Source organism: Desulfogranum mediterraneum DSM 13871 (assembly GCF_000429965.1).
GTDB lineage: Bacteria > Desulfobacterota > Desulfobulbia > Desulfobulbales > Desulfobulbaceae > Desulfogranum > Desulfogranum mediterraneum.
The window spans coordinates 1-26,976 of sequence record NZ_KE387005.1; the positions used below are offsets into that span (position 1 = coordinate 1).

A 26,976-nucleotide genomic window follows, 5' to 3' on the forward strand; every position below is an offset into this window, starting at 1 on the left:
CGCTGCAGCAGGCTGGGACAAAGGGGAAGGACGAGGAATAACGGGGAACAACGGGGATAATCCCTTGATACCTTAGTTATTACCCTGAAGGAACAGCAACCCCTGCAGACGTCATTCCCGCGCAGGCGGGAATCCAGTATCGAAGAATCGGGAACCAGCCCTGGCTTGGAGGCCTGCCGCCGGACCCCATGAGCAGCGAACCCATCTTGCCAGACCCTACCCACCGTACCTGGATGCCCGCCTACGCGGGCATGACGACCTGGGAGAGATGACCTGGGAGAGAAGTGCTCCCGGAGCAAACCAGGCTGCCTGCCTTCCGGGGGATGCTATCGAGGGAGCAAAGCACCTTCGGGGTAAACCGAGGAGGCTGCGCGGACATGACGACGCGAAAGAGGAGGACTACCGGAGAAACCCGTGGCAGGCCCGGGACTGGGCCCGCCTGCGGATTGGCTGGTGTCGCCTAGGCAGCCTTCTTTTGAGTGGTCGAGCCAGCCCCTGTGTCCTGGCCCAGCTCCTGCTGTTCCAGATACTGCTCAAAGGACATCATGGCATCGACAAAGCCGTCATGGCTGATCTCGATGATCCGGTTGGCCACGGTGGAGACAAACTGGTAGTCGTGGGAGGCAAAGAGGACCACCTCGGGATAGGCGATCAGGCCGTCGTTGAGGGCGGTGATGGACTCCAGGTCCAGGTGGTTGGTGGGTTCATCAAAGAGGAGCACATTGGCCTGGGCGAGCATCATCCGGGCCAGCAGACAGCGGACCCGCTCCCCACCGGAGAGGACCGCGGTCTTCTTGGTGGCCTCTTCCCCGGAAAAGAGCATCTTGCCCAGGAAGCCGCGGATAAAGCCCTCGTCCGCCTTGGCCGAGGCAAACTGTCGCAGCCAGCTGATCAGGTCCAGGTCCTGGTTGGCAAAGTAGCTGTTATTTTCCTTGGGAAAGTAGGCCGAGCTGATGGTGACCCCCCAGCGAAAGCTACCGCTGTCGGGCTCTATTTCGCCACTGAGGATCTGAAACAGGGTGGTCTTGGCCAGGCTGTTGGTGCCCACCAGGGCAATCTTGTCCCCCTTGTTGACGGTGAAGCTGAGATCCTTGAAGACCTCCACCCCCTCTATGGTCTTGGAGAGTCCGTTTACCTCCAGGATGATATCGCCGCAGGCACGTTCCGGCTGAAAGACGATATAGGGGTACTTCCGGGAGGAGACGGGCATCTGATCCAAGGTGAGCTTATCCAGCAACTTCTTGCGGGAGGTGGCCTGCTTGGCCTTGGAGGCATTGGAGCTGAAGCGGCGGATAAACTCCTTGAGCTCTTCGGCCTTGGCCTTGGCCTTCTTGCTCTCGGTCTCCTTCTGGTGAAACTGGAGCTTACTGGCCTCGTACCAGAAGTCGTAGTTGCCCACATAGACCTGGATCTTACCGTAATCGATATCTGCCATATGGGTGCAGACCTGATTGAGAAAGTGACGATCATGGGAGACGATGATCACGGTATTGTGGAAGCGGGAGAGGAAGTGTTCCAGCCACTTGATGGACTGGATGTCCAGCTGGTTGGTGGGCTCATCCAGGAGCAGGATGTCAGGGTTGCCGAACAGGGCCTGGGCCAGCAGCACCCGCACCTTCTCGGTGCCGTCGAGCTCCTTCATCTTCTTCTGCAAGAGTGCTTCACCGATACCCAGACCATTGAGCAGGACCGCGGCCTCGGCCTCGGCCTCGTAGCCGCCCATCTCCCCGAACTTGACCTCCAGCTCGCCGGAGCGGATACCGTCCTCCTCGCTGAAGTCGGCCTTGGCATAGAGGGCATCCCGTTCACTCATCACCTTGTAGAGCTTGAGATGGCCCATGAGCACGGTATTGAACACGGTATGCTCGTCAAAGGCGAACTGGTCCTGGTTGAGCATGGCAATCCGCTGCCCCGGACCCTTGGTCACCTCGCCGTGATCCGGATCCAGCAGACCGGAGAGGATCTTGAGAAAGGTGGATTTGCCGGCACCGTTTGCCCCGATCAGGCCATAGCAGTTACCGGGAGTAAACTTGATATTGACATCCTTGAAGATGACACGTTTGCCGTAGGAAAGCGCGATATTGGAGGCGGTAATCATGGGATGGTCCTCATACAGGAAGAGCCCTCAGAAGAGCTCTGACGGCGCAGGTGACAAAAAACTACAAAATTTCAAACAACACGTTTCAATAAAACGTTCCAATAAAAAAGACCCCGCGAAAGCGGGGCCTTTTGATGCGGTACAATCAAATGCAGCTCTTACAGCTTGACAACATTCTCCGCTGCAGGCCCTTTGGGGCCATCGACCACCTCAAAGCTGACGCGGGCGTTTTCTTCAAGAGACTTGAAGCCCTGGGCCTGAATCGCGGAGTGATGGACAAAGACATCCTGACCACCATCCTGCTCGATAAAACCAAAACCTTTTGCATCGTTAAACCACTTCACTGTTCCTTCTACCATCGGGTACTACTCCTGTGTGCATCTGACCCCATAGGGAGCCATTTTGTTATGATGTCCAGCCATCTGCTGAAGACTGGACGGGGTATCTGGGGATCCCAGAAATTCATTTGAGCCTCTTGAACAGGATCTCTCCCTGTTCAGGGAGCTCACGAACTTGGTAATCTTCTTTGCCCTGGGCCCTATTTCGCAGAGGCGCCTACGCCAAAGTCAAAAGAGGCTGCTCGGCTCGCCCTGCCCTTGCCACGGCTTGGCCGGCGGCTTGCCTGGGAGGATTTCGATCTCCCCTGGGCAGGTTTGGCAGCGGAGCGGGCTGGGTTGTTACTGTTTCTGCTGTTTCCCTGGCCGCGAGGCGCCGGGGCGATCCTGGCTGCAGGCGCCGGCAGCTCACCGGCCTGCTCCAGCTCCATCTTCTTACCCAGGTTTCGTTCAATCCGGGTAATGATCTGGCGGTCGTCGTTATCGGCAAAGGTAATGGCCTGACCGTGATTATGGGCACGACCGGTACGACCGGTACGGTGGGTATAGGTTTCTGCGGTGTCCGGCACATCATAGTTGATCACATGGGAGACCCCGGAGACATCGATGCCACGGGCAGCGATATCGGTGGCCACCAGGACCCGGAAGGTGCCGTCGCGAAAACCATCCATGGCCCGGCGACGTTGCTGCTGGGAGAGGTTGCCCTGGAGTGATACTGCGGGGAAACCGGACTTCTCCAGCTGCCGAGCCAGACTCCTGGCCTTGTGCTTGGTACGGGTAAAGACCACCGTGCTTTTCATCTCCCGCTCGGCCAAGAGCTTCCGGAGCAGCTGGGTCTTCTCTGCCTTGGCAATCCGAATCAGGGCATGGGAGATCGTCGGTGCCGGGGCGGTATGGTTAACCTGGAGGACACAGGGGTCGATCAGGATCTCATCTGCCAGGCGGCGAATCTCCCGGGGCATGGTGGCGGAGAAGACCAGGGACTGGCGATCCTTGGGCAACTGACGGACAATCCGCCGGATATCCGGCAAAAAGCCCTTGTCAAACATGTGATCCGCCTCGTCTAACACCAGGGTCTCGATTCCCTTGAGAGTGATATCCTTTTCTGTGAGGATATCCAACAGCCGCCCCGGACAGGCAACCACGATCTCTGCACCAGCGCGGATTCCCTTGATTTGAGGCTGCTTGCCCACCCCGCCATAGACCACCACGCTGCGAAGCGAGGTACCCTGGGCCAGGTTGATGACATTTTCATGGATCTGCTCGGCAAGCTCCCGGGTTGGGGCGACAATCAGGGCCCGCAGGGTACGGCGCGGACCGCTCAGCAGGCGTTGCAGCATGGGCAGGACAAAGGCAGCGGTCTTGCCGGTCCCGGTCTGGGCAAGGCCGAGGACATCCTGGCCTGCCAGCACAGGGGTGATGGCCTGCTCCTGGATGGGTGTGGGGGTGGTGTAGCCTTGGGCGGCAATATTTTTGTTGATCGTGGGGTGTAGCTGAAACTGCTTGAAACTCATTAAAACTCCGTTGAAAGTACTCTTGGCAGGCCTGGCAATTGCCGGGCCGCCGGTTGGCACAAATGGATAGCATCGGTCTGCGTTCTGCCTGGGGCAGAAAAATGAGCAGTAACTATCAGGCTGCAGCGTGCTGCTCTCCCGGCTTACGGGCTCAACAGGGCTGGCAGCAGACATTCATACTGGCTCCTGGGTAAGTAATCAGTGTGAACTTCTATGATAACGAACGACGCTGGGATGCAACGAGGTTAACGAGGACAACATAAAGGGACGCTACTACTACTTGGTAGGATTTTGCCTGGATATTATACCTTGTTTTTGCAATTAGGCAAGCAAATAAATGGGCAGCACAGAAAAAAAACACAACTGAGTGAAATATCAGCCCGGCTTGGCCACCTATCCATGATCGGCTCCGTCCTTCTCAATAGCTGAACCGCAGCCACATCCCTCCCTCTACCCCGCCCAGCCAGGTAATCTCAACGGCTCCTCCCTGTCCTCTGGAGAGATACAAGCCTGTACTGAAAAAAACTGAAACCAGACCGCCTCCAAGGACGAAGATGAGCAGCAGGACCAAGAGAGGTCGACCAGAGTTTTGGAATTGAATTTTCAATCGATTCATCTTATCATACGCTTCGATATTAATGATATAGCTGCTCAAGGATCAGAGCTATAATCCTGCCTCCCCAGAAAGACGGCCTAAAACTTACAACGTAACAGCAGGCCATACACGCCCTCTCCAACATGGGGGGTGACAACCACATCCTCCTGGTAACGGTCTGCAAAGATATAGCTGCTCAAGATCCCGAGGGCTGCACCCGCCAGCACGTCCCGAAGATGATGGTTGTCTGACTCCACGCGACTCCAGCCTACAAATGCTGCAGCCGCATAGGCGGGCAAACCGAACTCCCAGCCGTATCGTTTCTGAATAAAGGCAGCGCTGGAAAATGAGGCTGAGGTATGGCCCGAGGGAAAGGATAAGCCTCCGCCATAGGGGCGTTCTGCATTAATTGAATATTTTAAGCCATAGGTAAGCCCCATGGTGGTTAGAAACGATGTGGAAAATTGACTCACCCCTTGCCAGTCCCCCCTGTACAGACTCATGCCTCCAGCCGTGACAGGAAGTAGGATCTGGAGGATATCCCCAGAGAGTTCGACCGTGGAGCGAGTCCCGGCCGAGCAGGGAGCAGCCAAGCTAAAAACTACAACCAAAAGAAGGGCAACTCTTCCCAAGTGACGCATTGCCGATCTCACCATGTTCCCCATTGTTCCCAGCCTCCACGCTATCCATGCCATTAACATCAGTGCGCGTCCCGTAGAGGCACCCCTTGCACGCTCTGACAGACATCGCCTCCCCCCTCGCTGTCGAGGGCTTACCTGGGGGGATAAATGACACAGTTAGGGGCTAACTTCTGTTGAGGAATCGTGTGAAAATGTAAGCAGATGTAAAGAGAGGGAAGGGCAAGCCGAGTCGGCTCTGCTACAGAGGGATACGAAGAGGAGGGCAGCAAGGCCACCCTCAATTCTCACAGCAAGGGTAAAACCTGACTATGGACATGAACAACAGCATATTAATCGTTGAAGACGACCGGAGGCTTGGAGAGCTTTTGGCCGCCTACCTGGGACAGCAGGGCTTTACGGTTGCAGTCGAGACCCGCGGCGATCGAGCCGAACAACGGATCGCAGAGTCCACTCCGGACCTGATTATCCTGGATCTGATGCTGCCCGGGACAGACGGCCTGAGCGTGTGTCGCAGGGTGCGCCCTCGGTTCCGAGGTCCTATCCTCATCTTAACGGCAAAGGAGGAGGACATGGACCAGGTTGCCGGCCTGGAGATGGGGGCTGATGATTATGTGAAAAAGCCGGTTGATCCGCGGGTATTACTGGCTCGGATTCGGGCCCTGCTGAGACGGACTCTGCCTGAAGATCATGACAGCGAGTTGGTCTCTTCCCAGGCAAACAGCAGTGAGCTTCGCTTTGGCGGGCTCCGTATCAACCGTTCATCCCGACAGGTTGAACTTGAAGGAGATGAGGTGGCCCTGACCACCGCCGAGTTCGACCTCCTCTGGTACCTTGCCCGGCACCAGGGTCAGGTCCTGGAGCGGGACAGGATCTATTCGGCCCTCAGGGGGATTGGCTATGACGGTACAGACCGCTCCATAGATGTACGGATCTCTCAATTGCGCAAGAAGCTGGGGGACGACCCTGCCAAGCCCAGGCGGATCGTAACGATCTGGGGGGCCGGATACCAGTTCATTAAAGAGGCCTGGTAACCGGGAGATACCCTTCATTATCACTGCCTGACCAGCAGATTTTCAGCCGTGCCCCGCCCAGGGGAGAAGTTTCGGCAGTCACCCTGCCATTATGCCACTCAGCAATGCGGCGAACAATCGAGAGACCCAAGCCGTAACCGGTGAGCCCGCGGCTCCCCTCACCCTGCGGTTCCAGGCGGGTGAAGGGTTGAAAGATGCGCTCCCGGTCCTCTGCCGCTATGCCCGGCCCGTCGTCATCCACCAGCAGGGAGTAACGGCCATTTTTTGAGATCAGAGAGAGTCTGACCCGGTGGCGGGCATGCTTGATGGCATTGTTGATGAGGTTGGACAACGCCCGCGCCATCATCTTGGGATCAAGAAGAATGACAGCTGAATCCGTCTCCAACTCTACCTCGAGCCGAAGCCCACCCCTCTGCAGCGATAGCTCAAAGCCGGCAAGCAGCCTGTCGAGCCAAGGCCTGGCCATGACCAGCTCTGCTCCAAAGGTCCGGGCAATTTGCTCCAACTTCAAATAGGCCAAAATTTCACTGGTAAGATCATCCAGTTCATCCATGTTATCTCTGAGTTCACAGAGCAACGCACAGGCTTCCTGCTTTTCTTCCAGCTGAGGCGCTAACAGTTCGGCCAAGAGGCGCATCCGCATAATCGGGGTACGCAGCTCATGGGCCACCCCATTGATCAGGTCTTTTTGACTCCCCACCGTCAGCTGCAGACGCAGGGCCATGGAGTTAAAGACCTCTGCAACGCTCTTTAAATCTGATTTTCTTGCCAGACGCGCACGACTGCTGAAATCCCCGCTACCCAGGGCAATGGCAGCGCTGCTCAGCCTGTCCATGTCCTTCCATAGGGGACGCGCCCACAACAGCGCGGCACAGCCGCAGGTCAAGAGGAATAAGGCTAGAAGGAGGTAGAAGAGAATCTTAAGGATCCAGTGCTGATTCTGGAAGACGGGACCCAAGCAGAGGATATACCCTGAGCCCTCAATGGGCTGATAAACGATCTCTTCTCCGAGATCTATCAGCCGCCCCCCCTGTCTGAGCTCGGCTGACGATTCCTCTGAGAGGCTGATGGTACCCAGCTCCTTTATCTGCAGGGGAAAACCAAACCAGCCATTGATGCGGTCGACGCTTGCCGGCCATTGCTCTTCGGAGACACCCTTAAGCGAGCGGAGTAGAAGCGATATGGTGAGATCGGCGAGCGGGCTCTTTTTCTCTAAAAACCAGGGCGAGCCATCCAAAGGCGGTCGCAACCTCAGGACGACCTCACTCTCCACGAGACGTTGATAAAAGATATCCTCCTCATAGATACTTACCAATGCACCTGCCAGGAGATCTTTACCCGCATCCCCGGGCAGCGCTACCTGCTCAAGGGGCTCCAGGCTAAGCAATGGCCCGAATTCGGCGCGGAACTGTTGAACCCTGGCAGGCCACTGATCTGTATCGCTCGCTGCCAACTCGTTGACCAGGAGTTGCACGGTCCCCCGGACAAGACGAAGATCATCCTCTTTTTCAAAGGATTGGAGCACCGGCAGGAGCAGCAAAAAGAAGACCAGGAGTCCAGAAAAGATCGTCGCCATCATATAAAGATAGGTCCGAAAAAATATTGCGAACATGAATCCCCCTGAGATTACAGGCTGTTCCTTGGAGGCCTGCCTTTCTTCCAGGCTCCCTTATGGACACCTTGAATAATTGCTCTTATACCCAATCTCACCATTATGTTCAAAAAACATGGCGCCTCCCCTTCTGGACGGTCCCTCATTATGGAAGCCACTGCCAATGATCTCCTGGCTGATGTCGAGAGAATGCATGGGGGATATATCCGTTCATTCTTTTGTCCTCATGCACGCCCTCTTTAACTGGATTCCCGCCTGCGCGGGAATGACGACTGCAGAGGTAGTTGTGGCTTCAGGATAATAAATAAGATATCAAAGGAGTATCCTCGTTACATCCCCCCTGTCCCGGGATGCTGCAGCGCGATATTTCCATTCCTTTTTACAGTCATCCCACGGAGGCGGGCAGCCTGGTATCTACACCAAGGACTCATAAATGGAACCCACGGATAATGGATCCACGGGCAGGCAATCCAGCTCTGGGATGCGTCACCAGCATACAAGACTGGATTCCCGCCTGCGCGGGAATGACGACTGCAGAGCTAGTTGTGCCTTCAGGATAATAAATAAGATATCAAGGGAGTCTCCTCGTTACATCCCCCTTGTCCCGAGATGCTGCAGCGCGGTATTTCCATTCCTTTTTACAGTCATCCCACGGAGGCGGGCAGCCTGGTATCTACACCAAGGACTCATAAATGGAACCCACGGATAATGGATCCACGGGCAGGCAATCCAGCTCTGGGATGCGTCACCAGCATACAAGACTGGATTCCCGCCTGCGCGGGAATGACGACTGCAGAGGTAGTTGTGGCTTCAGGATAATAAATAAGATATCAAAGGAGTATCCTCGTTACATCCCCCCTGTCCCGGGATGCTGCAGCGCGATATTTCCATTCCTTTTTACAGTCATCCCACGGAGGCGGACAGCCTGGTATCTACACCAAGGACTCATAAATGGAACCCACGGATAATGGATCCACGGGCAGGCAATCCAGCTCTGGGATGCGTCACCAGCATACAAGACTGGATTCCCGCCTGCGCGGGAATGACGACTGCAGAGCTAGTTGTGCCTTCAGGATAATAAATAAGATATCAAGGGAGTCTCCTCGTTACATCCCCCTTGTCCCGAGATGCTGCAGCGCGGTATTTCCATTCCTTTTTACAGTCATCCCACGGAGGCGGGCAGCCTGGTATCTACACCAAGGACTCATAAATGGAACCCACGGATAATGGATCCACGGGCAGGCAATCCAGCTCTGGGATGCGTCACCAGCATACAAGACTGGATTCCCGCCTGCGCGGGAATGACGACTGCAGGGGTAGCCGCTCCCTTGGGATGGAGAAAAAAACAACCTTGCATGGCAGCCTACCCTGCAGGGGGTGGGATGGCGCCGCCGATGGCCTGATAGAGGGTTACGGCAACATTGAGTTGCTCGCGCTGCTGTGCCGCCACCGTCAACTCCAGGGAACGAAGCCTATCCTGCTCATCGAGCCATGCCTGGATACCGGTGGCCCCGGCTCGATAACGCAGGGCTGCCTTCTCTTCGATCTGATGCTGTCGATCGAGGGCCTGCTCCAGTTGGCGCAACTGCTCCTGCCCGTAACGGTAGGCAGCCAGGGCATCTTCCACCTCTGCAAAGGCCTGAAAGACCAGCTGACGAAAATCGACAACCCGGAGTTGATACTCCTCTGCTGCTATCTTGATGGTGAGCTGGCTGGTGTTGTACTGGACAAAGGGAAAGAGGAGGCTGACGCCCAGGGTAGCCACAGGACTTTCAAGGATCTGGGCCAGCCGGTCCGTGCCGGTACCTCCACTTCCCGTCAAGGTCAGATCAGGGTAAAAGCTCAGGCGGATGCGATCCTGTTCGGCAAGTGCGGCCCGCAGGCGATACTCGGCGGCCCGCAGGTCAGGCCTCCGGCCAAGGAGTTCGGCAGGGATACCCGCGGCAATGGCGGGCAGGCGCGCCTCCGGCAGGGCGTCTGGGATCAGGGCAAGAGGGCCCGGGGCCCGATCCAGCAACAGGGCCAGCCTGTTGGCGGCGGCCTGCTTTCGGCGGCGGAGCTCGCTCATGGATGCGCTCCGCTCTGCCAGTTGCCGACCAAGCTGGAGGAGTTCCAGGGAGGAGACGGCGCCGGCCTCATATTTGGCCTGGCTGAGGCCGAGGAGCTCCCCTAGATACTCCAGCTCCTCCTGGCCGCTGTCCAGGGACTGCTGAAGATAGGCCAGCTGCCAGTAGAGTTTTGCGCTTGTCCCCACCAGGGTCAACGCCGTTGCCTGCCTGTCCTCTTCGCTGGCCTGCACCTCCCACTCCGCCTTTTCCCTGACCGCTGCCAGTTTTCCCCAGAGGTCGACCTGGTAGCCTATGGAGAGGGACGCCCCACTGCTCTCCCGCTGGACGCCGGAGCGTAGATCCTTATTGATGTTCCAGCTGGTGGAGACCTTCACCTCCGGGGTCCGGTTGGTGGCGCTCAGCCCGGCCTGCAACCTGGCCTGCTGCAACCTGATTCCGGCAGCGATGATATCATGATTCACCCGCAGCACCTCATCGATCAACTGGTTCAAGCGCGGGTCCCCAAAACCATGCCACCAGGGGTCCTGCCTGAGCGCGCTCTGCCACTGCGGGGGCGCCTGTTGCGGGACCGGCTCCTGCCATGCTCCGGGCATTGCGATCTCCGGCCGCAGATAGTCCATGCGCTGACTGCAGCCCGAGAGGGCAAAAACCAGCAGCAGCGACCAGAGGAGAGGATAAAAATATCGTTTCATAACGCTGTCACTCCCGCTCCAGGGCGATTACCGGATCCAACCTGGCCGCATTTCGGGCAGGAAGAAAACCAAAGAGAATACCGATCAGGGATGAGCAGACAAAGGCCGCAACAATGGAACCCGGACTGAACTGCATGGTGATCGACTGGGTAAAGAGCGAGAAGATACAACCGATCAAAAGCGATAAGCCCACTCCAAAGCCGCCGCCGATGACAGTGACCATCACCGCCTCGAGGAGGAACTGTTGGAGGATATCAGATTGACGCGCCCCCACAGCCACCCGGATGCCGATCTCCTTGGTCCGCTCCACCACTGAGACCAGCATGATATTCATCACTCCAATGCCACCGACCACCAGAGAGATGACAGCGATCGATGAAACCAGCAGGGTCATGGTCCTGGTGGTCTTCTGTACGGAGTTGAGGATCTTATCAGAACTGAAGGTGAAAAAATCCTTGGTCCCATGACGCCGGGACAAGAGCTCGACAAGCCCCTCCTCCGCCAGAGACGGGGCAACCCCTTCCTTGACCCGGACAATCATCCGTTCAAAGGAGCCGGTTCTCCTCATCCTGCTCATCATGGCTGAATAGGGCAGCCAGCCCATCAGAGATTTACCGTCGCTGAAAAAACTTTTCTCATCCTGAACCACGCCGATGACCTGCAGGGGTACCTGGCGAAAGACCATCACCCTGCCCAGGGGATCTTCGTTGCCGAACAGTTTTTGGGCAGTCCGTTCATTGATGACCACCACCGAAGCACGTTGCCGGATCTCCCGGCCAGCAAAGAAACGACCACGAACCACCTTCATCCCCTTAACCCGGGAATAGCCTGCAGCGACACCGACCAGCCTTATGCGACGCTCCTTATTCCCGTAGCGTATCAAGCCGTTATCTTCGCTTACCGGGCTGACGCTGTCCAGGTAGGGTTGCTGCTCCAGCACCCGAAAGTCCTGCTCGTTCAGGGTCTTGATCAGGTGTGCCCGCTCGTCACCCCAATCCTTACCCGGGAAAATTTCAATGGTGTTGGTGCCCATGGACTTGATATCGTCGATCACCTGTTGCTGCGCCCCTTTGCCCAGGGCAACCACCGTAACCACGGCGGCAATGCCGATGATTATGCCAAGCATGGTCAGGCCGGTGCGCAGACGATGGGAGGCCATGGTATGGAGGGCCATGGTAAAGGCCTCATAGAGGCGCCACCACCAGGCTGAAAGGGTGTTATGCTCTGCTCTCTCTTGGGGGAAATCCTGGGGGGGGTCGCTTGCCTTAGATCCTGAATCACGGACAATCCGGCCGTCCTTCAACTCCACGATCCGGTCTGCATAGGCGGCTACCTCCGGGTCATGGGTCACCAGGATGACCGTGTGACCAAGCCCCTTGAGCTGTGTAAGGATCTCCATCACCTCCAGGCTGCTCTGGCTGTCCAGGGCCCCGGTGGGTTCATCGGCCAGGATGATCTCCCCTCCATTGATCAGGGCGCGGGCAATGCTCACTCTCTGCTGTTGGCCGCCGGAGAGCTGTCCGGGGGTATGGCTGAGGCGATCAGCCAGTCCCAATTGACAGAGGAGCTCCCCTGCCCGCTCCTTCCTGGCACCTGCCTTGATGCCGCGATAGATGGCAGGGATCTCCACATTGGCCCTGGCATCGAGATGGGGAAGGAGATGATAGCGCTGAAAGATGAAGCCGCAGTGGGCACGGCGCAGCCTGGCCAGGGAGGAGGCGTCCATGGCCATGATGTTGCGGCCGCGTAAGGTATACTCCCCCCGGCTCGGTTTATCCAGGGCCCCCAGGATGTTGAGGAGGGTGGATTTTCCCGAACCCGAAGAGCCGACGATGGCAACCATCTCACCCTGATGGATCTCCAGGTTGATATCAGCCAGGACCGTGAGTTCCAGCTCACTGCAGCAAAAACGGCGCTCAATATTGCGCAACTCTATGAGGGGCGTATTCATCAGTAGAACTCTACCTCCAGCCCTTCGGCTGTTGCCTGGCCGCCGTCTTTGAGGATGAGCTGCTCGCCGACCTCCAGGCCCGAGACGACCTGGACCTGAACGCCATCATCTATGCCGGTGACGATTTCCCGGGATTGGGGAAGCTCATCTGCAAGCACCCGGACCTCGAACCTGTTCCTGCCAAGGGCGGTCCCCAGCGCTGAGAGCGGAATGGCCAGCGCCGCCTTGACCCTGGCCTGGATAATGCTCACCTGGGCGGTCATACCAACCCTGAGGGTATGTTCCGGATTGGCCACCTCAAACAGGCCGTTGTAGTAGATCGCGCCCTCGGCGGAACCGGCGCTTTCGCCGCTGCTGCTGGGTGCCGGCTCTATGGCCCTGAGGCGCGCCACATAACGGGTTTCCGGATCGCCCAGGATGGTGAAGTAGACCTCCATCCCGGCCTTGACATGGACCACATCGGCTTCGGAGATCTTGGCCTTTACCGTCATGGTGTCCAGGTTGGTCAGCTTGAGGATGGTCGGCGCCTGCTGGGCAGAGACCACCGTCTGCCCCTCCTTGGTAACGATGGAGGTCACCACCCCATCCATCGGGGCAAGGATCCTGGTGTATCCCAGATTTGCCCTGCTTTTATCCACCCGGATTGTGGCCTTTTTCAGCTGCTCCCGACTGGCCAGCAACTCTGCCCTGCCGATTGTCAGCTGCGCCTCTGCAGCCTCCAACTCCGCACGGGAGGAGGCGTCCGCGCTTAGCATCTGCTCTTGTCGCTTAAAGGCCTGAAGGTACAACTTGAGCTGAGCCTCCCGCACCTTGATCTGGGCAGCGGCAACCTGCTGCTCGGCCAGGGCATCACGCAGATCGTTTTCCTGGAGCACCGGATCAATGGAGGCGAGCAATTCACCGGCCTTGACCTGCTGGCCCAGCCTGACCTTCAGGGAGGTGAGCTGGCCTGATACCTGGGCACCGACATCCACCTCGGTTGCGCCCTGGAGGGTGCCAATGGAGGATACCGTTTTTTCGATATCCTGATCCACCACGGCTGCGGTGAGGAACTGGGCAGGCTCTTCAGCGGAACGAAGCGTGTAATAGCCGCCAAGGCCTGCGACAAGCAGGAGGGTAAAGGCGATCTTTTTGAGGTGTTGTTTCAAAAATCGTTTCATGATCTCAGGCTCACTGTTTCGCTGCTCTCAAGGTTCTTCACTATCGTCTCTATCTTCTCTATCGTCAGGAAGGTACTCCAGGATATCCCCTGGCTGGCAGTCGAGATGACGACAGAGCGCCTCCAGGGTTGAGAGCCTGATCGCCTTGGCCTTTCCTGTCTTGAGAATGGATACATTCTGCACCGTGATGCCGACAAGTTTTGCCAACTCGTTTGACTTCATTTTTCTCTTGGCCAACATGACGTCAAGATTGATCTGGATAGGCATGGCTCGCTCCCAGATCCTAGACCGTCAGTTCCAGCTCTTCCTGCAACCTCCGGCCATCTTCCATCACCCTGCTGATGACCGAGAGGATACCGCCGACAATCAGGGCTGTCAGGTCCGCAGACTGAAGGCTGACCTGGACGACATGCTCTCCAGGGGGGTTGTTCATGGTCAGGATAAGCGAGAGCAGGGGTTCGCTGACTATCCCGGCAGCAACCCAGCAGATCAGGGCCCGGGACATGTTGCGAAAGCAGGCCACATTGGCCAGCTCAAAAAAGACCCCCTGCTGGTAGAGCTGAAAGAGACGGATCAGGATCCAGAGACCATACATCACCACCGCCCCCTTGAGCATGGAGACCAGAAAGGCGAGGATCCGCATGGTCAGGGTGACCCCGCCAAGGATTGCATAGGCTTGCGGCTCCATCAACTCCTCCGGATGGGCGACCACAAACCAACCCAGGCCATTGACCACCGGCACCAGGCAAAAGAGCGCCATCAGCAGCAGGCGATAGCGGTTACTCACGCGGGCAATATTCTCTCGGTCTCTCATAGCTTAGCTCCTGGTTAGTATAACTCAGTGAAGAATGTTCAAAACCCTCACCCCGAAGGTTTATTATTCATGCTTTTTAATAAAATCTTATCGTTTGTCAATAATTTTTGATCGAAAAAAGACACCTCAGTCCTTCCCAGGGGGTGTGATCGAAGAGCTCATCGTCCGGAGGGCCTGCCGCAGGAGAGGGACACCACCCCCTGGCCCCCTGCGGAGGAAGGGGGGACTGACGCGCTCAAGAGACAGAGACAGGGTTCTTTTTTAGACCCCGACCTTAAAAATTGTTTTAATTATCTATTTTTCTGATTAACTTACAAAGATTTGTTGTCCGGCAAGCTGGAACCCGGAACAAGCGACAGCTCAGTCCCCTGGGCCAGGGGGCAGCGAAGCGATCCTGATTTTTCTTTTGCACACTTCCAATCAAGGCCACCTTGAAAAATCAATTTTTCAAGGTAGCCTCAAGCCAAGACAGCCTATGAAAAAAACAATCATGCCTCTTGCATGGGGAGTGTCTGCAGCCTTAGCCGTTATCCTTATCTTTTCCGGCTTTGATCTTCTGGAGAGGAACCGCTTCAGGGAGTCCTTAAAAACCCATACCATTGATGAATTAAGCCGAGTCCGGGCAAGGCTGGAAATGGAGATCAATGCAAATCTCTACCTGACGCGCGGCTTGATCGTCTTTGTTTCCATCAATCCCGGATTGGAGCAGGAAGAGTTCCGTCGTTTCTCACAGGAACTGCTACGCCACAAAAATTACATTCGCAATATCGGCCTGGCACCCGGAAACATCCTGTCCTACCTCTACCCCTTAAAGGGAAATGAAAAGGCCATTGGCCTCGACTACGCGGCCAACAAGAAACAGTGGCCTGCGGTAAAGATGGCCATAGAGAGCCGAAAAACCGTTGTGGCCGGCCCTGTTCGACTGGTCCAGGGCGGAGAAGCCTTCATCTGTCGCACCCCGATATATGTTGCCTCCGCTTCCCCTGACGAGAACCAGGATACCTATTGGGGACTTGCCAGTATTGTCGTTGACAAGGACCGACTTTTTCAGGCTACAGGCCTAACCCATCCGGATGCAGAGATAAAGATGGCCATCAGGGGCAAGGATGGCCTCGGAGCGGAGGGGGAAATCATTGAGGGGGATCTGTCTCTTTTCCAGCAAGATCCTGTATTGCTCGATGTCAACCTCCCGGAGGGAAGCTGGCAGTTAGCCGGGATACCGCCGAATGGCTGGCAAGCAGCTTCTCCTTATTTGATCTGGCTGTGGAGCTGCGGGGGAGCCCTGTCGCTGCTGCTGGGGCTTGGTTTATTCGCCTGGCTGAAGAAACAGCTGGAATACCAGGAGCGGATAGAGGCGTCTCGAACCAGGGCCATAGAGGCACGAGAAATTTTGGCGCAAAAGGAAAGCTTTCTCAAGGCCATCTTTGCAAACATCCCGGATATAATTTTTGTCAAGGATGCCAAAGACTTGAGCTTCATCCAGTGCAACAGGGCCGCAGAGGAGCTGTTAGGTGTTCCCAACCAGGAGTTAATCGGTAAAAATGAATATCATTTCCGGTCAAAACAGGAGGCTGAGATAGCAGCCAAGCAGGACAGATTCGTCTTAGAGGGCGGAGAGACTCTCGACATCCCCCTGAAAGCGATCCGGACCAAGGACAGGGGGGGGAGAAAACTCCACACCAAAAAGATCCCGATCCTGGACAGGGAAGACGCTCCCAAATATCTCCTTGAGATATCTCACGATATCACCGAGCGGATTAAGGCAGAGGAGCAACTGGCAACCCATTTACACTATGAAAAGGCGATGCTCAACTGCACGATCAAACTGTTTGAAGATAATTTAACAGGTGCAGTTGAACAGCTTGCCAGCTCTTTGGGCGCCTCCAGGGTGTTGATCTATAAAAATATCGACACCCCGGAGGTTGGCCTATGCGCACGTCTCAGCCACAAGGTGAGTACCCTGGAATTATCACCATTTAATGACGCAGACATCCTGGATCAGTTTTGCTACGACACCTCTCTGCCCAGATGGAGAGAAGAGCTGCAACAAGAGCGGTTTATCTTTGGTCATGCTGAAGATTTTCCCGATGAGGAGAAGGAAGCGCTGGAAGCTGACATTTCCTCCCTACTGGCCGCCCCGATATTTGTGGAAAATCAATGGTGGGGATTCATCCGATTTGACGACACCTCGTTTGGAATACAATACAACAGCGACATTAGTAATTTTATCAAAATTGCCAGTTATGCAATAGGTCACTATCTCTACCAAAAAAAGATTAAGAGGAAACTCTTTGAACGGGATGAGCGCCTGAGCCTTATCATGGAGACCACTCTGGAAGGTGTCTGGGACTGGGATGTCAGCACCAATGAATTTTATGCATCCGCTCCTCTCAAGAAATTATGCAACATCGAAAAGGGAGACGCTCTTTCCATCGACGAGTGGATGTCAAGGGTGCACCCTGACCATATCAGCGAGCTCATGGAAACAATCGACCAGAACCTGAAAAAATCAGAGTTATTTACCGCAGACTACCTCTTTCAGCTCCCAGACGAATCGTATCAGTGGCAAAACATCAAGGCAAAGGCCCTGCTTGACGACGACAACACCCCCTTCAGGATGATTGCCTCCATAAAGGACATCTCCAAAGAGAAGAAGAAAGAGTTATTTCTAAGAAAGCAAAGTCTTGTCGACGAGCTCACCCAGCTCTACAACAGAAGATACTTTGACAAAAGGATCAAAAAAGAAATAGCCCGATTCCAACAAAAGGAGACGCCACTTTCCTTACTGGTCATTGACATCGATCATTTCAAAAAATTTAATGACAACTATGGGCATAAACAGGGCGATGATGTCTTGGCCGTGTTGGGAAGAATAATTAAAGAAAATATCAGAGAAGAGGATTTTGGCTGCAGGTATGGTGGTGAGGAGTTTGCAGTGATCATGGGCAATGCAGACCATGCCACTGCCTGTAGGGTAGCTGAACGATTGAGAAGCTGTGTTGAAAGAGAAACGTTTTCCCCGGATCCAGACCAGGCGCACCTCATCATCAATGCGACCATAAGTATCGGCATAAGCCAATGTAGTAGCACCGATACAGCGTCAAGCCTGTTCAAGGGAGCGGACAAGGCCCTCTACCAGGCCAAGCAGCTCGGTAGAAACAGAGTCGTATCCCTTGCGGCTACCAACTGAGCCTGAAAAGGATATCACCAAAGTTGCCTTTGCAGCTCCTTGCTCCTTGCAGCCTGCCGAGACTTTGAGTGGGTAGATCTGTTGCGCCTCTGGCAGGCCTGCCTCCTCTCTCCTGCTTGCCACTCAAGGGTAGCTCAAACTCAGCCGGAGTAGCTGAATATCATGGGCAGGCAGCCATGGGCCATGGGCCATGGAGAGGATCGAAAGCGGGAGCAGATTGATTTTCACAGAACGACCTGAAAAATAACCAGCCCCCTCAGTTCAAGCCAGAAAGATGTCCGCTGTCGGCCCTATTCCATTTTTCAAGGTACCTAAAAGGTAAAGTTATCTTCCAGGGTGTCAATCGTCTCCTTGGGGACGTTGTGTCCCTTGAGAACCTCCCGCAGGTGTTTAAAATAATGCTCCCTCTTCAGTTGCGGCATGGCCTCGTGGATGCCCTGTTCAAGGAAATCCAAGACAAGCTCCTGAAGTTTGCGGTGCTGCAGCACCGCTATCTCTCTGAGCTGTTCCTTTACCTCAGCAGGAATGGTGATGGTGAACTCGGTCTGGGGGGTGTTTGCATCTGTGCTCGCCATTGGGATCTCCTCTGTTGCTGTCTGCTCATCTTCCCCCCCGGGTCAACGGGGAGTCTATTACAAAACTATAAGCATTGTTCGTCCAAAGCCACAGCCGGTGAGCCAGGCTCCCCGCAGCCACAGTGGGGTTCAGCCGAGCACCTGCCGTACCTTTTTGCGTAAGGCCTGAACGGTAAAGGGTTTTTGCAAAAAGTTGACCTCCCCCTCCGAGACTCCGCGATGCTCGATAATATTTTCCGTGTAGCCGCTGATATAGATGATTTTCAGATCCGGATAGAGTTCTCGGATTTTTTCTCCCAGCTCCTTACCGTTCATCTCCGGCAAGACCACATCAGTGACCATCAACTCAAGCTCCCCCTCATGATGGAGTGCTCGCTCATAGGCCAGGGCAGGTGTTGCTGCAGCGAGCACAGAGTAGCCACTCTCCTCCAGGATCTCCTTGGAAAGCGCCAAGATAGCCTCTTCATCTTCCACCAGGAGGATGGACTCCCCTGCTCCGGCAAGATTGCCCTCTCTCCCCTGCTCCGGCTCTGACGAATCCTCCACCTCCCGGCAACAGGGAAAGTAGAGCTCAAAGGTCGTTCCCTGATTGGGCGCACTCCGGGTACGGACAAAGCCTCCGCTCTGTTGAACGATTCCGTAGACCGTGGCAAGGCCGAGTCCTGTTCCCAGATGCAGCTCCTTGGTGGTGAAAAAGGGTTCAAAGACACGGTCAAGGGTTGCTGCATCCATGCCCCTGCCATCATCAGAGACCGTCAGCAGGGCATAGCAATCCTGTTCCACAGCCGTGGACGGGTCAAGCTGATCCGCACCTGCCAGGACGATCCCCTCTGTCCTGATGACGATCCTGCCGGTACCGTCAATGGCATCGCGACTGTTGACGCAGAGGTTGGTCAGGACCTGATCCAGCTGGGCAGGATCAAGCTTGACTGGCAGGGGGACGACCCCGGGTTGCCAGCTGAGCTCTATCTCCTCGCCGATCAACCTCTTCAGCATCTTGAGTATGCCCTGAATAGTGGTGTTGAGCTCAACCACCCTGGGCTGGACCACCTGCTTTCTGGCAAAGGTGAGCAGCTGGCGAACCAGGCTCACAGAGCTTTCTGCAGCCCCCTGCACCTGCACCAGGTCGCCCCTGACCGCCTCCGGCAGCTGTGGATTTTCAAGGATCAGGTCGGTGTAGCCGACGATCACCCCGAGCATATTATTGAAATCATGGGCAATGCCTCCGGCAAGCCGGCCGATGGATTCCATCTTCTGGGCCTGGGACAGACGCTCCCGGAGCTGTTCCCGCTCCTGCTCCTTCAGCTTACGCTCGGTGATATCGGTGACAATATGAACAACCCCTAAAAACTCCCTGTCCTTTCCCAGGATGGGATCTGCCACCACCTCAAACCAGCTCTCGTCCGTCTCCAGCTCCACCATCTCGCGCCGCAGGCTCTTCTTTGCCTGCAGCACCGGACAGTGTTCGGTACATTCTGTGGTGCCATGGGCGACAACATGACAGCGCTGGCCGATCATCTGGCTGCAGGGATGGTCGAAGATCTCTTCAGCGGCCCTGTTGCTGCGAACAATGCGCTGCTCCTTATCCAGGATCCAGATGGCCGCATTCACCGCGTCAAAGGTCTTTTCCCAATCCGCCAGGGCATTTTCCAGTTCCTTTTTGGTCCGCTTGGCAGCCACGATCGCCCAGGTTACATCGGCCAGATAACGGACCGCCTCCAGATCAGCCTCGGTATAGTCCAAGGCCTTGTTGCCCACCCCAAGGATCGCCACCATCCTGTTGTCCCGCATCACCGGCACAACCAGCTCACGCGTCACCGGAGCATGCCCCTTGGGCAGTCCCTTTCGATGAGGCAGGGCAGCATAGTCATTATGAACGACCGGCCGGCCGTGGCGAACACAGTCTACCCAGACCCCAGCCTCCTCGATGGGGTAGTGCATCCCGCTGCCGTCAAGTTGACAGAATTCCTTCAGGGTTCTGGTAGACCACTGCTGGAGAGAGAGGGTCTTTTGATCCGGCTCCACAAAGTGATAAAACCCTATGGGGCTGTCAACAAAGTCGCCCACCAGGTCCAGGGCCCTGGTGAGCAGCTGTTCCAGGCTGTGATCCTTGGCATACTCGATCAGGGAGAGGCGCATCTCGGCGTAGCGCAGGGCAAGAGCCTGCTCGGACTGGTCCCGGAGCAGCGCCACCGCCCCCTGCTCTTTTCCAGCTTGATCCCTGAGCGGAGATACAGAAACGGCAACAGCCCCTTTACAACCATCTCCCCCTTGCCGGGAGGCCTGCTCGCCATCCGGGTCCCGGGGAAGCACCTGATCCAGAGGCTGCCCAGCGGCCTCTGCACGGCCCCAGCCGGTTAGCCGCTCCGCAGCAGAGTTCATCTCCACCACCCGGCCCTCTGGATCGGCGGAGATGACCCCGTCAGCAATGGCCCTGAGGGTCCCTTCCAAACGGCCCAGGCGATCCTGGCTGCACTGCTCCGACTCGATCCGGCGGAGGGCAAGCTCCAGGGCAGCCTTGAGCCCAAGGGGTTCAAGGGGGCTGAAAACCATGCCAAAGAGATCGATTGCCAGCAGCCGGCTGACAAGCGATTCTGCCGGAGAGTCGACCAGGGCGACAACGGCGCAGCCATAGTCTTTGGACAGGGTCTCGGCAATGGCAAAACCCGTACCCTTGTCAGACTCTATATTGACCAGCATGATCGGCCTTGATCCGCTGCCGGAATCTCCAGCCGCGGCAGCAATGGCCTCAGGGCTCAGCTGATCGGGAGCCACCGCTGTTGAGGGGTACCCCAACTCCCTCAAGAGGCTGCTCAGTTCCCCAACCAGCTTCGATTCGGCAGCGACAATGACAGTGGGTACCTCGACCATCTTCTCTCCTTGGCTGGAGTCCCACAGAGTGGGGACAACTGATAGTTTTTCTCAATTATAGCGAAAACAGTCCCTTTCTGCCAGCCAAATAACCGCCCGGCTCCTCCGGCAGGTGAGCTCATCCAGCCCGTGGAGCTGACAGGGCTGAGCAGCCGGCAAAGGATGCTATCGATCTTCAGCCCTGTGGCCGAGCCGCTGCCCTGCGCCTCCTCTGCCGCCACTTATAGGTTTCATGGCCGATAAAGAGCAGCAGGGGAAAGGGCAGCAGCAGCCAGAGTTGGGAGAGGGGCACCCGGGCGGTGTTGAAGATCTCCTGAACCGGCTCCAGATAGAGCAGCATCCAAATCCAGACCAGTTCAATGACCATGGCACCGATCAGCAGCGGGTTGGAGAGCAGGCCGACACTGAAGGCCGAGAACTCCCAGCTGCGCATGGTCCAGACATTGACCAGCTGGCAGCTGACCGCCCCCAGCAGGGTCATGGTCATGGCCTGGCGATGGAGGAGAGGATCAGCCAGCTCAACCGTCCCGTACTGCCAGCCATGGAGGAGGAGGAAGGAGACAAAGGCCACCATGGCCGCAGTGGCCTCGATCAGGCCGATAAAAAAGTAGCCGCGCTTGAACACCTCCCAGTCAAGGATGTTCTCCCGGCGGCCGGCAGGAGGTCGGTTCATGATATTCTTCTCGGGCCGTTCACTGCCCAGGGCCAGGCCCGGCAGGAGGTCGGAGCCCAGGTCGATGGAGAGGATCTGGATAACCGAGAGGGGCAAGGGGATCCGCAGGAAAAACTGGAGCACGTAGGGCACGATCTCAGGCACATTGGAGGAGAGGATGTAGGTGACGAACTTCTTGATATTGAAGTAGACGGTCCGCCCCTCCTCTATGGCGGCCACGATGGTGGAAAAATTGTCATCCAGGAGGATCATGTCTGCCGCCTCCTTGGCCACCTCGGTGCCGGTCCTGCCCATGGCAATGCCGATATCCGCCTTCTTCAGGGCCGGGGCATCGTTCACCCCGTCGCCGGTCATGGCCACCACCTCCCCCAGGCTCTGGAGGGCAGAGGCTATCCGCAACTTCTGATGGCCTGCCATCCTGGCAAAGAGGACATCCTCCTTGGCCAGGATATCCTCGAGCCGCTCATCGGCCATGCCCTCCAGCTCATCCCCGACAATGATCCGGTCATACCCCATGCCGATCTTTTCGGCGGTGGCTGCTGCGGTGAGGGCATTATCACCGGTGATCATCATGGTCCTGATCCCCGCCTTCCTGCAGAGCGCCACCGCCTCCGCCACCTCTGGCCTGGGCAGGTCCATGATGGCCACCAGGCCGAGCAGGGTCAACTGCTCCTCCCGATGCCCCTGCCCCATGGCCACGGCCAAGACCCGGTAGGCCCGCTTCTCAAAACGCTCGGCCCGGGAGAGGATCCTGCGACGGTAGCCCTGATCCAAAGGTTTGGCCTGCTGGTCGCTCTCCAGATAGGCAGCGCAGTGGTCCAGGAGGACCTCCACCGCGCCTTTGGCATAGATGAACTCGCCCTGCTCCTCTTGAAAGACCGAGGACATCATCTTCCGTTCACTGGTAAAGGCATGCTCCCGAATCTTCTCAGCAGGCACCTCCCTGAGCCCCCGCTTATGGGCGGCTGCCACCAGGGCCAACTCCGTGGGGTCGCCCCGGATGGTGCCGGCCTCAATCACGGCCGTACAGTTGGAGAGCGCAGCCTTCAGCAACTGGTCCAACCTGGCATCGCCTGCGGACGACTCCCGGTCAAAGAAAAAGCTGCCCTGCTCCTGGTAGCCCTCACCGGAGAGGGTGATCTCTTCTCCGCCGGCCAACCAGATATGGCGCAGGGTCATCTCGTTGCGGGTGATGGTGCCGGTCTTGTCGCTGCAGATCACCGAGGCGCTGCCCAGGGTCTCTACAGAGTCAAGATTCTTGAGCAGGGCGTTTCTCTTGGCCATCCTCTGGCCGGCCAGGGAGAGGGAGAGGGTGATCGTGGGCAGCAGCCCCTCCGGCACGTTGGCAACAATCAGAGAGAGGGCAAAGATAGAGGCCATCAGGGGGCCCTTGGCGGAAAAGAGTCCCAGCAGAAAAAAGACCAAGCCCATGACCAGGGCAACGATGGTGAGTATCCGGGTGATCCTGACGATCTCCCGCTGCATGGGGGTCAGCTTTTTCTCCACATGCTTGGTCAGGCTGGCGATCTTGCCGAATTCGGTGGCATTGGCGATACTGCAGACCACGGCGACCCCGCTGCCTGAGACCACGGTGGTGCCGGCAAAGACCATGTTCCTGGCATGGAGGGGATTAGACTGGCTGGAAGGCCTCTGGCTGCGGGCCGCCGGCCGTGACTCGCCGGTAAGGGAGGAGAGATTGAGATAGAGCGAGGAGCTTGCCACCAGGACCCCGTCCGCGGCCACCTTGTCCCCGGCCTCCAGGATGAGGATGTCCCCCGGAGTCAGTTCCTTGGCATCGACGGTGGTGATGGTGCCATCCCTGCGGACCGTAACCATGGTGGGCATCAGCTCCAGCAGGGCTGCCATGGCCCGGTCGGCACGATATTGCTGCCAGAAGGTGAAGGTGGCATTGATGATCACCGCCCCCAGGATGGCATATCCGAGGATATCGTTGCCCTGATCCGGGGCATAGTAATCGGCAACAAAGGAGAGCAGGGCCGCCACCTCAAGCAGGATCGCAAAAAACTGAAAATACTCCTTCAGGTAGAGGCTGAGGTAGTTCTTGGCCTCCTCTTCTTCAAGCAGGTTAGGGCCGAACTGCTCCAGCCCCCGGGCCACCTGGGCTGCGGTCAGCCCCTCTTCCCTGGTCTTCAGGCTCCGCAGCAGCTCGGTTTTCTCCTGCATGAAGGGCTTCATCGTCCCTTTTCCCTGGGGTAAAAGGCGATGGTGTTGACCGGGGTGGAGCGTTGCAGCCGGTCGATGGGTTTGGCCTTGATAAAGGAGGAGTAGGCAGAGAGCCGCTCCCCGCCCACGATCATCAGCTGGAAATCCCCATGGGAGAGATGATGGAGCAGTTGATCGACCTCGTTGACGGCAATGGCGTGCTTGAGTCGCAGCGGGATATCCATGTGCAGGGCCAACTGCCTATAGTGGGAGAGCCTATCGTCGATCTGCTGGAGCAGCTGTCTGGTCGTTCCCAGATCAAGGTTGGCCTTTTTCTTCCTGCTGGTAACGGTAACGCTGTAGATCTCGCCGCTGGCCTGGTAGGCCTTGAGCATGGAGGCAAAGAAGGTAAATTTCTCCACCGACAAGCGGCCCTCCTTTATGGGCAGGAGAATCCGTTCCGTAGTCAGGGTGGAGTGGGGCTGCACCACCCGGACCACAGCCAGGTCCACGGGGAGGTCCTGACTCAGGAGCTCCTGCCCGAAAGAGAGGGTATAGAGATTCCTGCGGGGGCGGTAGCGGGTGCTGCAGAAGAGCATCGCACCCTTGTTTCCCTGAAGATAGCGCCTGAGGGTCTCCATGGGCGGGCCCTGGAGGATGACCCGCTGGCTTGCCAGCTGATAGCCCCGGGCAAGCTCCTCGATATTGGCCATGCTCTCTTCCACGGCCCTGATGCTGTCGCCTGGATTGAGGATATGGAGCAAGCTGAGAGCAAGGCCATGGACCCTGGCAAAATGGAGGCCGTAGCGTGCGGCTACCTCTGCGCTGAGCTGACCATTAACAGCGGCAATGACATTCATATGGCCCCCGGTCCACGGTCCTCAGAAGAGAACGGTCGCAGATTTGAAACGCGGCAGGCGGCTCCCCCCCCTTGAGCCGGCCCGCCTCTCCATCCTCCTCTGGGGACAGACCCTAGCTGTGGGAAAATCCCCCGGACTCTTCTCCGCTGCTGTGGTGTTGGAGCGGATGCCCGGCAAAGTAGGCGATACAGCGTCTGAGATCGGCCAGCAGGAGGTCGGCCAGATCCCGACTCACCCCATGACGGACCAGGATCCGCATGATGACCAGATCTTCCCGTTCGGCCGGCATGGCATAGGCGGCGATCTGCCAGCCGCGGCTGCGGATGCGATCCGAGAGGTCAAAGAGGTTGAAGCCCGGGTCAGATTCAGGCTTGAGGCTGAAGCTCACCGCCGGAATCCCGCCGCGACCGTTGTAGATGATCTCAAACAGCCCTGTTTTTTCGATCTGCTCCGCCAGATAACGGGCGGTCTCGTAACAGGCCAGGTGGATCTTGCGGTAGCCCTCGAAACCCAGGCGGAGAAAGTTGTAGTACTGGGCCACGATCTGACCGCCCGGACGGGAGAAGTTGAGGGCAAAGGTGGGCATATTGCCGCCCAGGTAGTTGACCTCAAAGATCAGCTCCTGGTGCAGATCCGCCTCACTGCGCCAGACCACCCAGCCCACCCCCAGGGGCGCCAGGCCGAACTTATGGCCCGAGGCATTGATCGACTTCACCCGCTCCAGGCGAAAATCCCAGACCAACTCCGGTTCCACAAAGGGGGCGATAAAGCCGCCGCTGGCACCATCCACATGGATGGGGATATCCAGGCCGGTCTCCTGCTGCAACCGGTCCAGGGCCGCACTCACCGCGGCCACCGGTTCATACTGGCAGGTAAAGGTCACCCCCAGGGTCGCCACCACGCCGATGGTATTCTCGTCACAACGCTTCACCACCTCCTCCGGGTTCATGATCAGCCGATCCCCCTGCATGGGGATCTCCCGGAGCTCCACGTCCCAGTAACGGGCAAATTTATGCCAGCAGACCTGCACCGGTCCGCAGACCAGGTTGGGACGATCCGTGGCCTTCCCCTGTTTCCGCAGCCTCTCCCGCCAACGCCACTTCAAGGCCATCCCGCCGAGCATGGCTGCCTCACTGGAACCGGTGGTGGAGCAGCCCAAGGTGTCGCTGGCCTGGGGAGCGTTCCAAAGGTCGGCCAGCATGTGGACGCAGCGTGACTCAATCTCGGCTGACTGGGGATACTCATCCTTGTCGATCATGTTCTTATCCGTGCACTCCGCCATCAGGCTGCGCACCTCGGGCTCCAGCCAGGTCTGACAGAAGGTGGCCAGATTCTGGCGGGAGTTACCATCCAGCATCAACTCGTCATGGACCAGCTGATAGACGTGACGGGGGGCCTGCTCTTCCCTGGGTATGCGGTACCTGGGAAGGCTGTGCGAGAGATCGCTTGAGGCGTAGATATCATCGACCAGCTGGTCTTTCAGCGTGGTTTTGTAGTGCAGCGGCATGTTGCTCTCCTTGTAGATCAGGCCATCTTAAGGGTATCTTGAATCATTAGATTTTTCGATCAAGGTCAAGGCGCGAGATAAAATTTTAGCGGAGGTATACAGCTGATATTCCGAGACTAAATTTTTGATCGCAACGCTGAGATTGGAAAAAAAAGCCATTATTCAAGGTAGCCTTAAACGCTCGACTCCAGCCCGGTAACCATTGCCCCGGGTTGACGATCGCTCCAGCCACCCCTTGGCCGGTGCCGTCATCCGGGATCATTGCTCATTGTATGGGCCGCAAACAACAGAGGCAAATGATTTTCCGACTCTATCCGTATTTCTCCCAGGGCCTAGATGCTAACCCATCTCCAATGGCACCTCACGGGGGAACTGTCCATTGCCTCTCTCTTGTCATGCCCGCGCAGGCGGGCATCCAGCTCTCTATAGAAGCGGCACATACGATCTGTTCCCCTGGGGGACTGCCCTTTGCTGCCTCCTGTTTCCGGCTTCTGACTGCCCCCTTCTGACTGCAATCGCCAGGATGGAGAGACAGGCAGAGCTGCAGCGGCTCACCTCACAACTGGATTCCCGCCTCCGCGGGAATGACGACGCCAACGAGGCCTGGACCCTCACGGCACCACCC

The 26,976-nt window shown here is 57.1% G+C and carries 17 protein-coding genes; 2 read left to right on the forward strand and 15 right to left on the reverse strand.

All coding sequences use genetic code 11. The features are described from left to right. Positions 1-460: 460 nt before the first annotated feature. From G494_RS24105 to G494_RS26440, 4 genes are all read right to left on the reverse strand, one after another. Entirely contained in the window at positions 461-2,098 is a 1,638-nt protein-coding gene (locus tag G494_RS24105) for an ABC-F family ATP-binding cassette domain-containing protein (RefSeq protein WP_051305802.1), read from the reverse strand. Between the two features lie 158 nt (positions 2,099-2,256). After that, positions 2,257-2,457 carry a cold-shock protein gene (locus G494_RS0116675; protein WP_028585422.1) on the reverse strand — a complete coding sequence of 67 codons (201 nt, stop codon included), beginning with the start codon at positions 2,455-2,457 and terminating at the stop codon, positions 2,257-2,259. Between the two features lie 179 nt (positions 2,458-2,636). Continuing rightward, complete coding sequence (locus G494_RS24110) at positions 2,637-3,947, reverse strand: DEAD/DEAH box helicase (RefSeq protein ID WP_051305803.1); 1,311 nt, start codon at positions 3,945-3,947, stop codon at positions 2,637-2,639. A gap of 693 nt (positions 3,948-4,640) precedes the next feature. After that, on the reverse strand, positions 4,641-5,045 hold the full coding sequence (locus tag G494_RS26440; RefSeq protein WP_332307537.1) for a phosphatase PAP2 family protein: 405 nt from the start codon (positions 5,043-5,045) through the stop codon (positions 4,641-4,643). A gap of 446 nt (positions 5,046-5,491) precedes the next feature. On the opposite strand from G494_RS26440, the gene G494_RS0116695 reads away from it, so the two are divergent. Continuing rightward, positions 5,492-6,214 (forward strand): response regulator, encoded by a 723-nt coding sequence (locus G494_RS0116695; protein ID WP_028585425.1) that lies wholly within the window; start codon positions 5,492-5,494, stop codon positions 6,212-6,214. Here the strand turns inward: G494_RS0116695 and G494_RS25725 are convergent. The 6 genes from G494_RS25725 to G494_RS24125 form a co-directional block, all read right to left on the reverse strand. Continuing rightward, the gene (locus tag G494_RS25725) at positions 6,198-7,826 is read right to left on the reverse strand and encodes an ATP-binding protein (RefSeq protein ID WP_051305805.1); all 1,629 of its coding nucleotides are present in this window, start codon (positions 7,824-7,826) and stop codon (positions 6,198-6,200) included. The two genes, G494_RS0116695 and G494_RS25725, sit on opposite strands and share 17 nt — an antisense overlap. Positions 7,827-9,189: 1,363 nt before the next feature. Continuing rightward, on the reverse strand, positions 9,190-10,587 hold the full coding sequence (locus G494_RS0116705) for an efflux transporter outer membrane subunit (RefSeq protein WP_035247260.1): 1,398 nt from the start codon (positions 10,585-10,587) through the stop codon (positions 9,190-9,192). 7 nt (positions 10,588-10,594) lie between these two features. Further along, positions 10,595-12,538: a MacB family efflux pump subunit gene (locus G494_RS0116710; RefSeq protein WP_028585427.1), complete on the reverse strand. Its 1,944-nt coding sequence runs from the start codon at positions 12,536-12,538 to the stop codon at positions 10,595-10,597. Next, positions 12,538-13,698, reverse strand: a complete 1,161-nt coding sequence (locus G494_RS24120) for an efflux RND transporter periplasmic adaptor subunit (protein WP_051305806.1) — start codon at positions 13,696-13,698, stop codon at positions 12,538-12,540. Before G494_RS24120 ends, G494_RS0116710 begins: the two co-directional genes overlap by 1 nt. A gap of 27 nt (positions 13,699-13,725) precedes the next feature. After that, complete coding sequence (locus G494_RS0116720) at positions 13,726-13,965, reverse strand: helix-turn-helix domain-containing protein (RefSeq protein WP_028585428.1); 240 nt, start codon at positions 13,963-13,965, stop codon at positions 13,726-13,728. Between the two features lie 16 nt (positions 13,966-13,981). Beyond that, positions 13,982-14,512, reverse strand: a complete 531-nt coding sequence (locus G494_RS24125; protein WP_051305807.1) for a DUF2975 domain-containing protein — start codon at positions 14,510-14,512, stop codon at positions 13,982-13,984. 475 nt (positions 14,513-14,987) lie between these two features. Here G494_RS24125 and G494_RS25730 point away from each other — a divergent pair, with 475 nt between their 5' ends. Beyond that, positions 14,988-17,702 carry a diguanylate cyclase gene (locus G494_RS25730; RefSeq protein ID WP_051305808.1) on the forward strand — a complete coding sequence of 905 codons (2,715 nt, stop codon included), beginning with the start codon at positions 14,988-14,990 and terminating at the stop codon, positions 17,700-17,702. Between the two features lie 311 nt (positions 17,703-18,013). On the opposite strand, the gene G494_RS0116735 is transcribed toward G494_RS25730, so the two are convergent. From G494_RS0116735 to G494_RS0116755, 5 genes are all read right to left on the reverse strand, one after another. Beyond that, a complete protein-coding gene (locus G494_RS0116735) occupies positions 18,014-18,277 on the reverse strand; it encodes a hypothetical protein (RefSeq protein ID WP_028585429.1) in 264 nt (87 codons plus the stop codon). A 129-nt stretch (positions 18,278-18,406) separates the two neighbouring features. Further along, complete coding sequence (locus tag G494_RS25735; protein ID WP_051305809.1) at positions 18,407-21,148, reverse strand: GAF domain-containing protein; 2,742 nt, start codon at positions 21,146-21,148, stop codon at positions 18,407-18,409. A 175-nt stretch (positions 21,149-21,323) separates the two neighbouring features. Then, a complete protein-coding gene (locus G494_RS0116745; RefSeq protein ID WP_208597704.1) occupies positions 21,324-24,005 on the reverse strand; it encodes a cation-translocating P-type ATPase in 2,682 nt (893 codons plus the stop codon). An 8-nt stretch (positions 24,006-24,013) separates the two neighbouring features. After that, positions 24,014-24,844 carry a universal stress protein gene (locus G494_RS0116750; RefSeq protein WP_028585431.1) on the reverse strand — a complete coding sequence of 277 codons (831 nt, stop codon included), beginning with the start codon at positions 24,842-24,844 and terminating at the stop codon, positions 24,014-24,016. A gap of 112 nt (positions 24,845-24,956) precedes the next feature. Further along, positions 24,957-26,351 (reverse strand): glutamate decarboxylase, encoded by a 1,395-nt coding sequence (locus tag G494_RS0116755; RefSeq protein WP_028585432.1) that lies wholly within the window; start codon positions 26,349-26,351, stop codon positions 24,957-24,959. Between the last annotated feature and the right edge of the window lie 625 nt (positions 26,352-26,976).

Coding starts and splice junctions, on each gene's coding strand:
- G494_RS24105 (WP_051305802.1), bottom strand. CDS start 2,098: ATGATTACCGCCTCCAATATCGCGCTTTCCTACGGCAAACGTGTCATC.
- G494_RS0116675 (WP_028585422.1), bottom strand. CDS start 2,457: ATGGTAGAAGGAACAGTGAAGTGGTTTAACGATGCAAAAGGTTTTGGT.
- G494_RS24110 (WP_051305803.1), bottom strand. CDS start 3,947: ATGAGTTTCAAGCAGTTTCAGCTACACCCCACGATCAACAAAAATATT.
- G494_RS26440 (WP_332307537.1), bottom strand. CDS start 5,045: ATGAGTCTGTACAGGGGGGACTGGCAAGGGGTGAGTCAATTTTCCACA.
- G494_RS0116695 (WP_028585425.1), top strand. CDS start 5,492: ATGGACATGAACAACAGCATATTAATCGTTGAAGACGACCGGAGGCTT.
- G494_RS25725 (WP_051305805.1), bottom strand. CDS start 7,826: ATGTTCGCAATATTTTTTCGGACCTATCTTTATATGATGGCGACGATC.
- G494_RS0116705 (WP_035247260.1), bottom strand. CDS start 10,587: ATGAAACGATATTTTTATCCTCTCCTCTGGTCGCTGCTGCTGGTTTTT.
- G494_RS0116710 (WP_028585427.1), bottom strand. CDS start 12,538: ATGAATACGCCCCTCATAGAGTTGCGCAATATTGAGCGCCGTTTTTGC.
- G494_RS24120 (WP_051305806.1), bottom strand. CDS start 13,698: ATGAAACGATTTTTGAAACAACACCTCAAAAAGATCGCCTTTACCCTC.
- G494_RS0116720 (WP_028585428.1), bottom strand. CDS start 13,965: ATGCCTATCCAGATCAATCTTGACGTCATGTTGGCCAAGAGAAAAATG.
- G494_RS24125 (WP_051305807.1), bottom strand. CDS start 14,512: ATGAGAGACCGAGAGAATATTGCCCGCGTGAGTAACCGCTATCGCCTG.
- G494_RS25730 (WP_051305808.1), top strand. CDS start 14,988: ATGAAAAAAACAATCATGCCTCTTGCATGGGGAGTGTCTGCAGCCTTA.
- G494_RS0116735 (WP_028585429.1), bottom strand. CDS start 18,277: ATGGCGAGCACAGATGCAAACACCCCCCAGACCGAGTTCACCATCACC.
- G494_RS25735 (WP_051305809.1), bottom strand. CDS start 21,148: ATGGTCGAGGTACCCACTGTCATTGTCGCTGCCGAATCGAAGCTGGTT.
- G494_RS0116745 (WP_208597704.1), bottom strand. CDS start 24,005: ATGCAGGAGAAAACCGAGCTGCTGCGGAGCCTGAAGACCAGGGAAGAG.
- G494_RS0116750 (WP_028585431.1), bottom strand. CDS start 24,844: ATGAATGTCATTGCCGCTGTTAATGGTCAGCTCAGCGCAGAGGTAGCC.
- G494_RS0116755 (WP_028585432.1), bottom strand. CDS start 26,351: ATGCCGCTGCACTACAAAACCACGCTGAAAGACCAGCTGGTCGATGAT.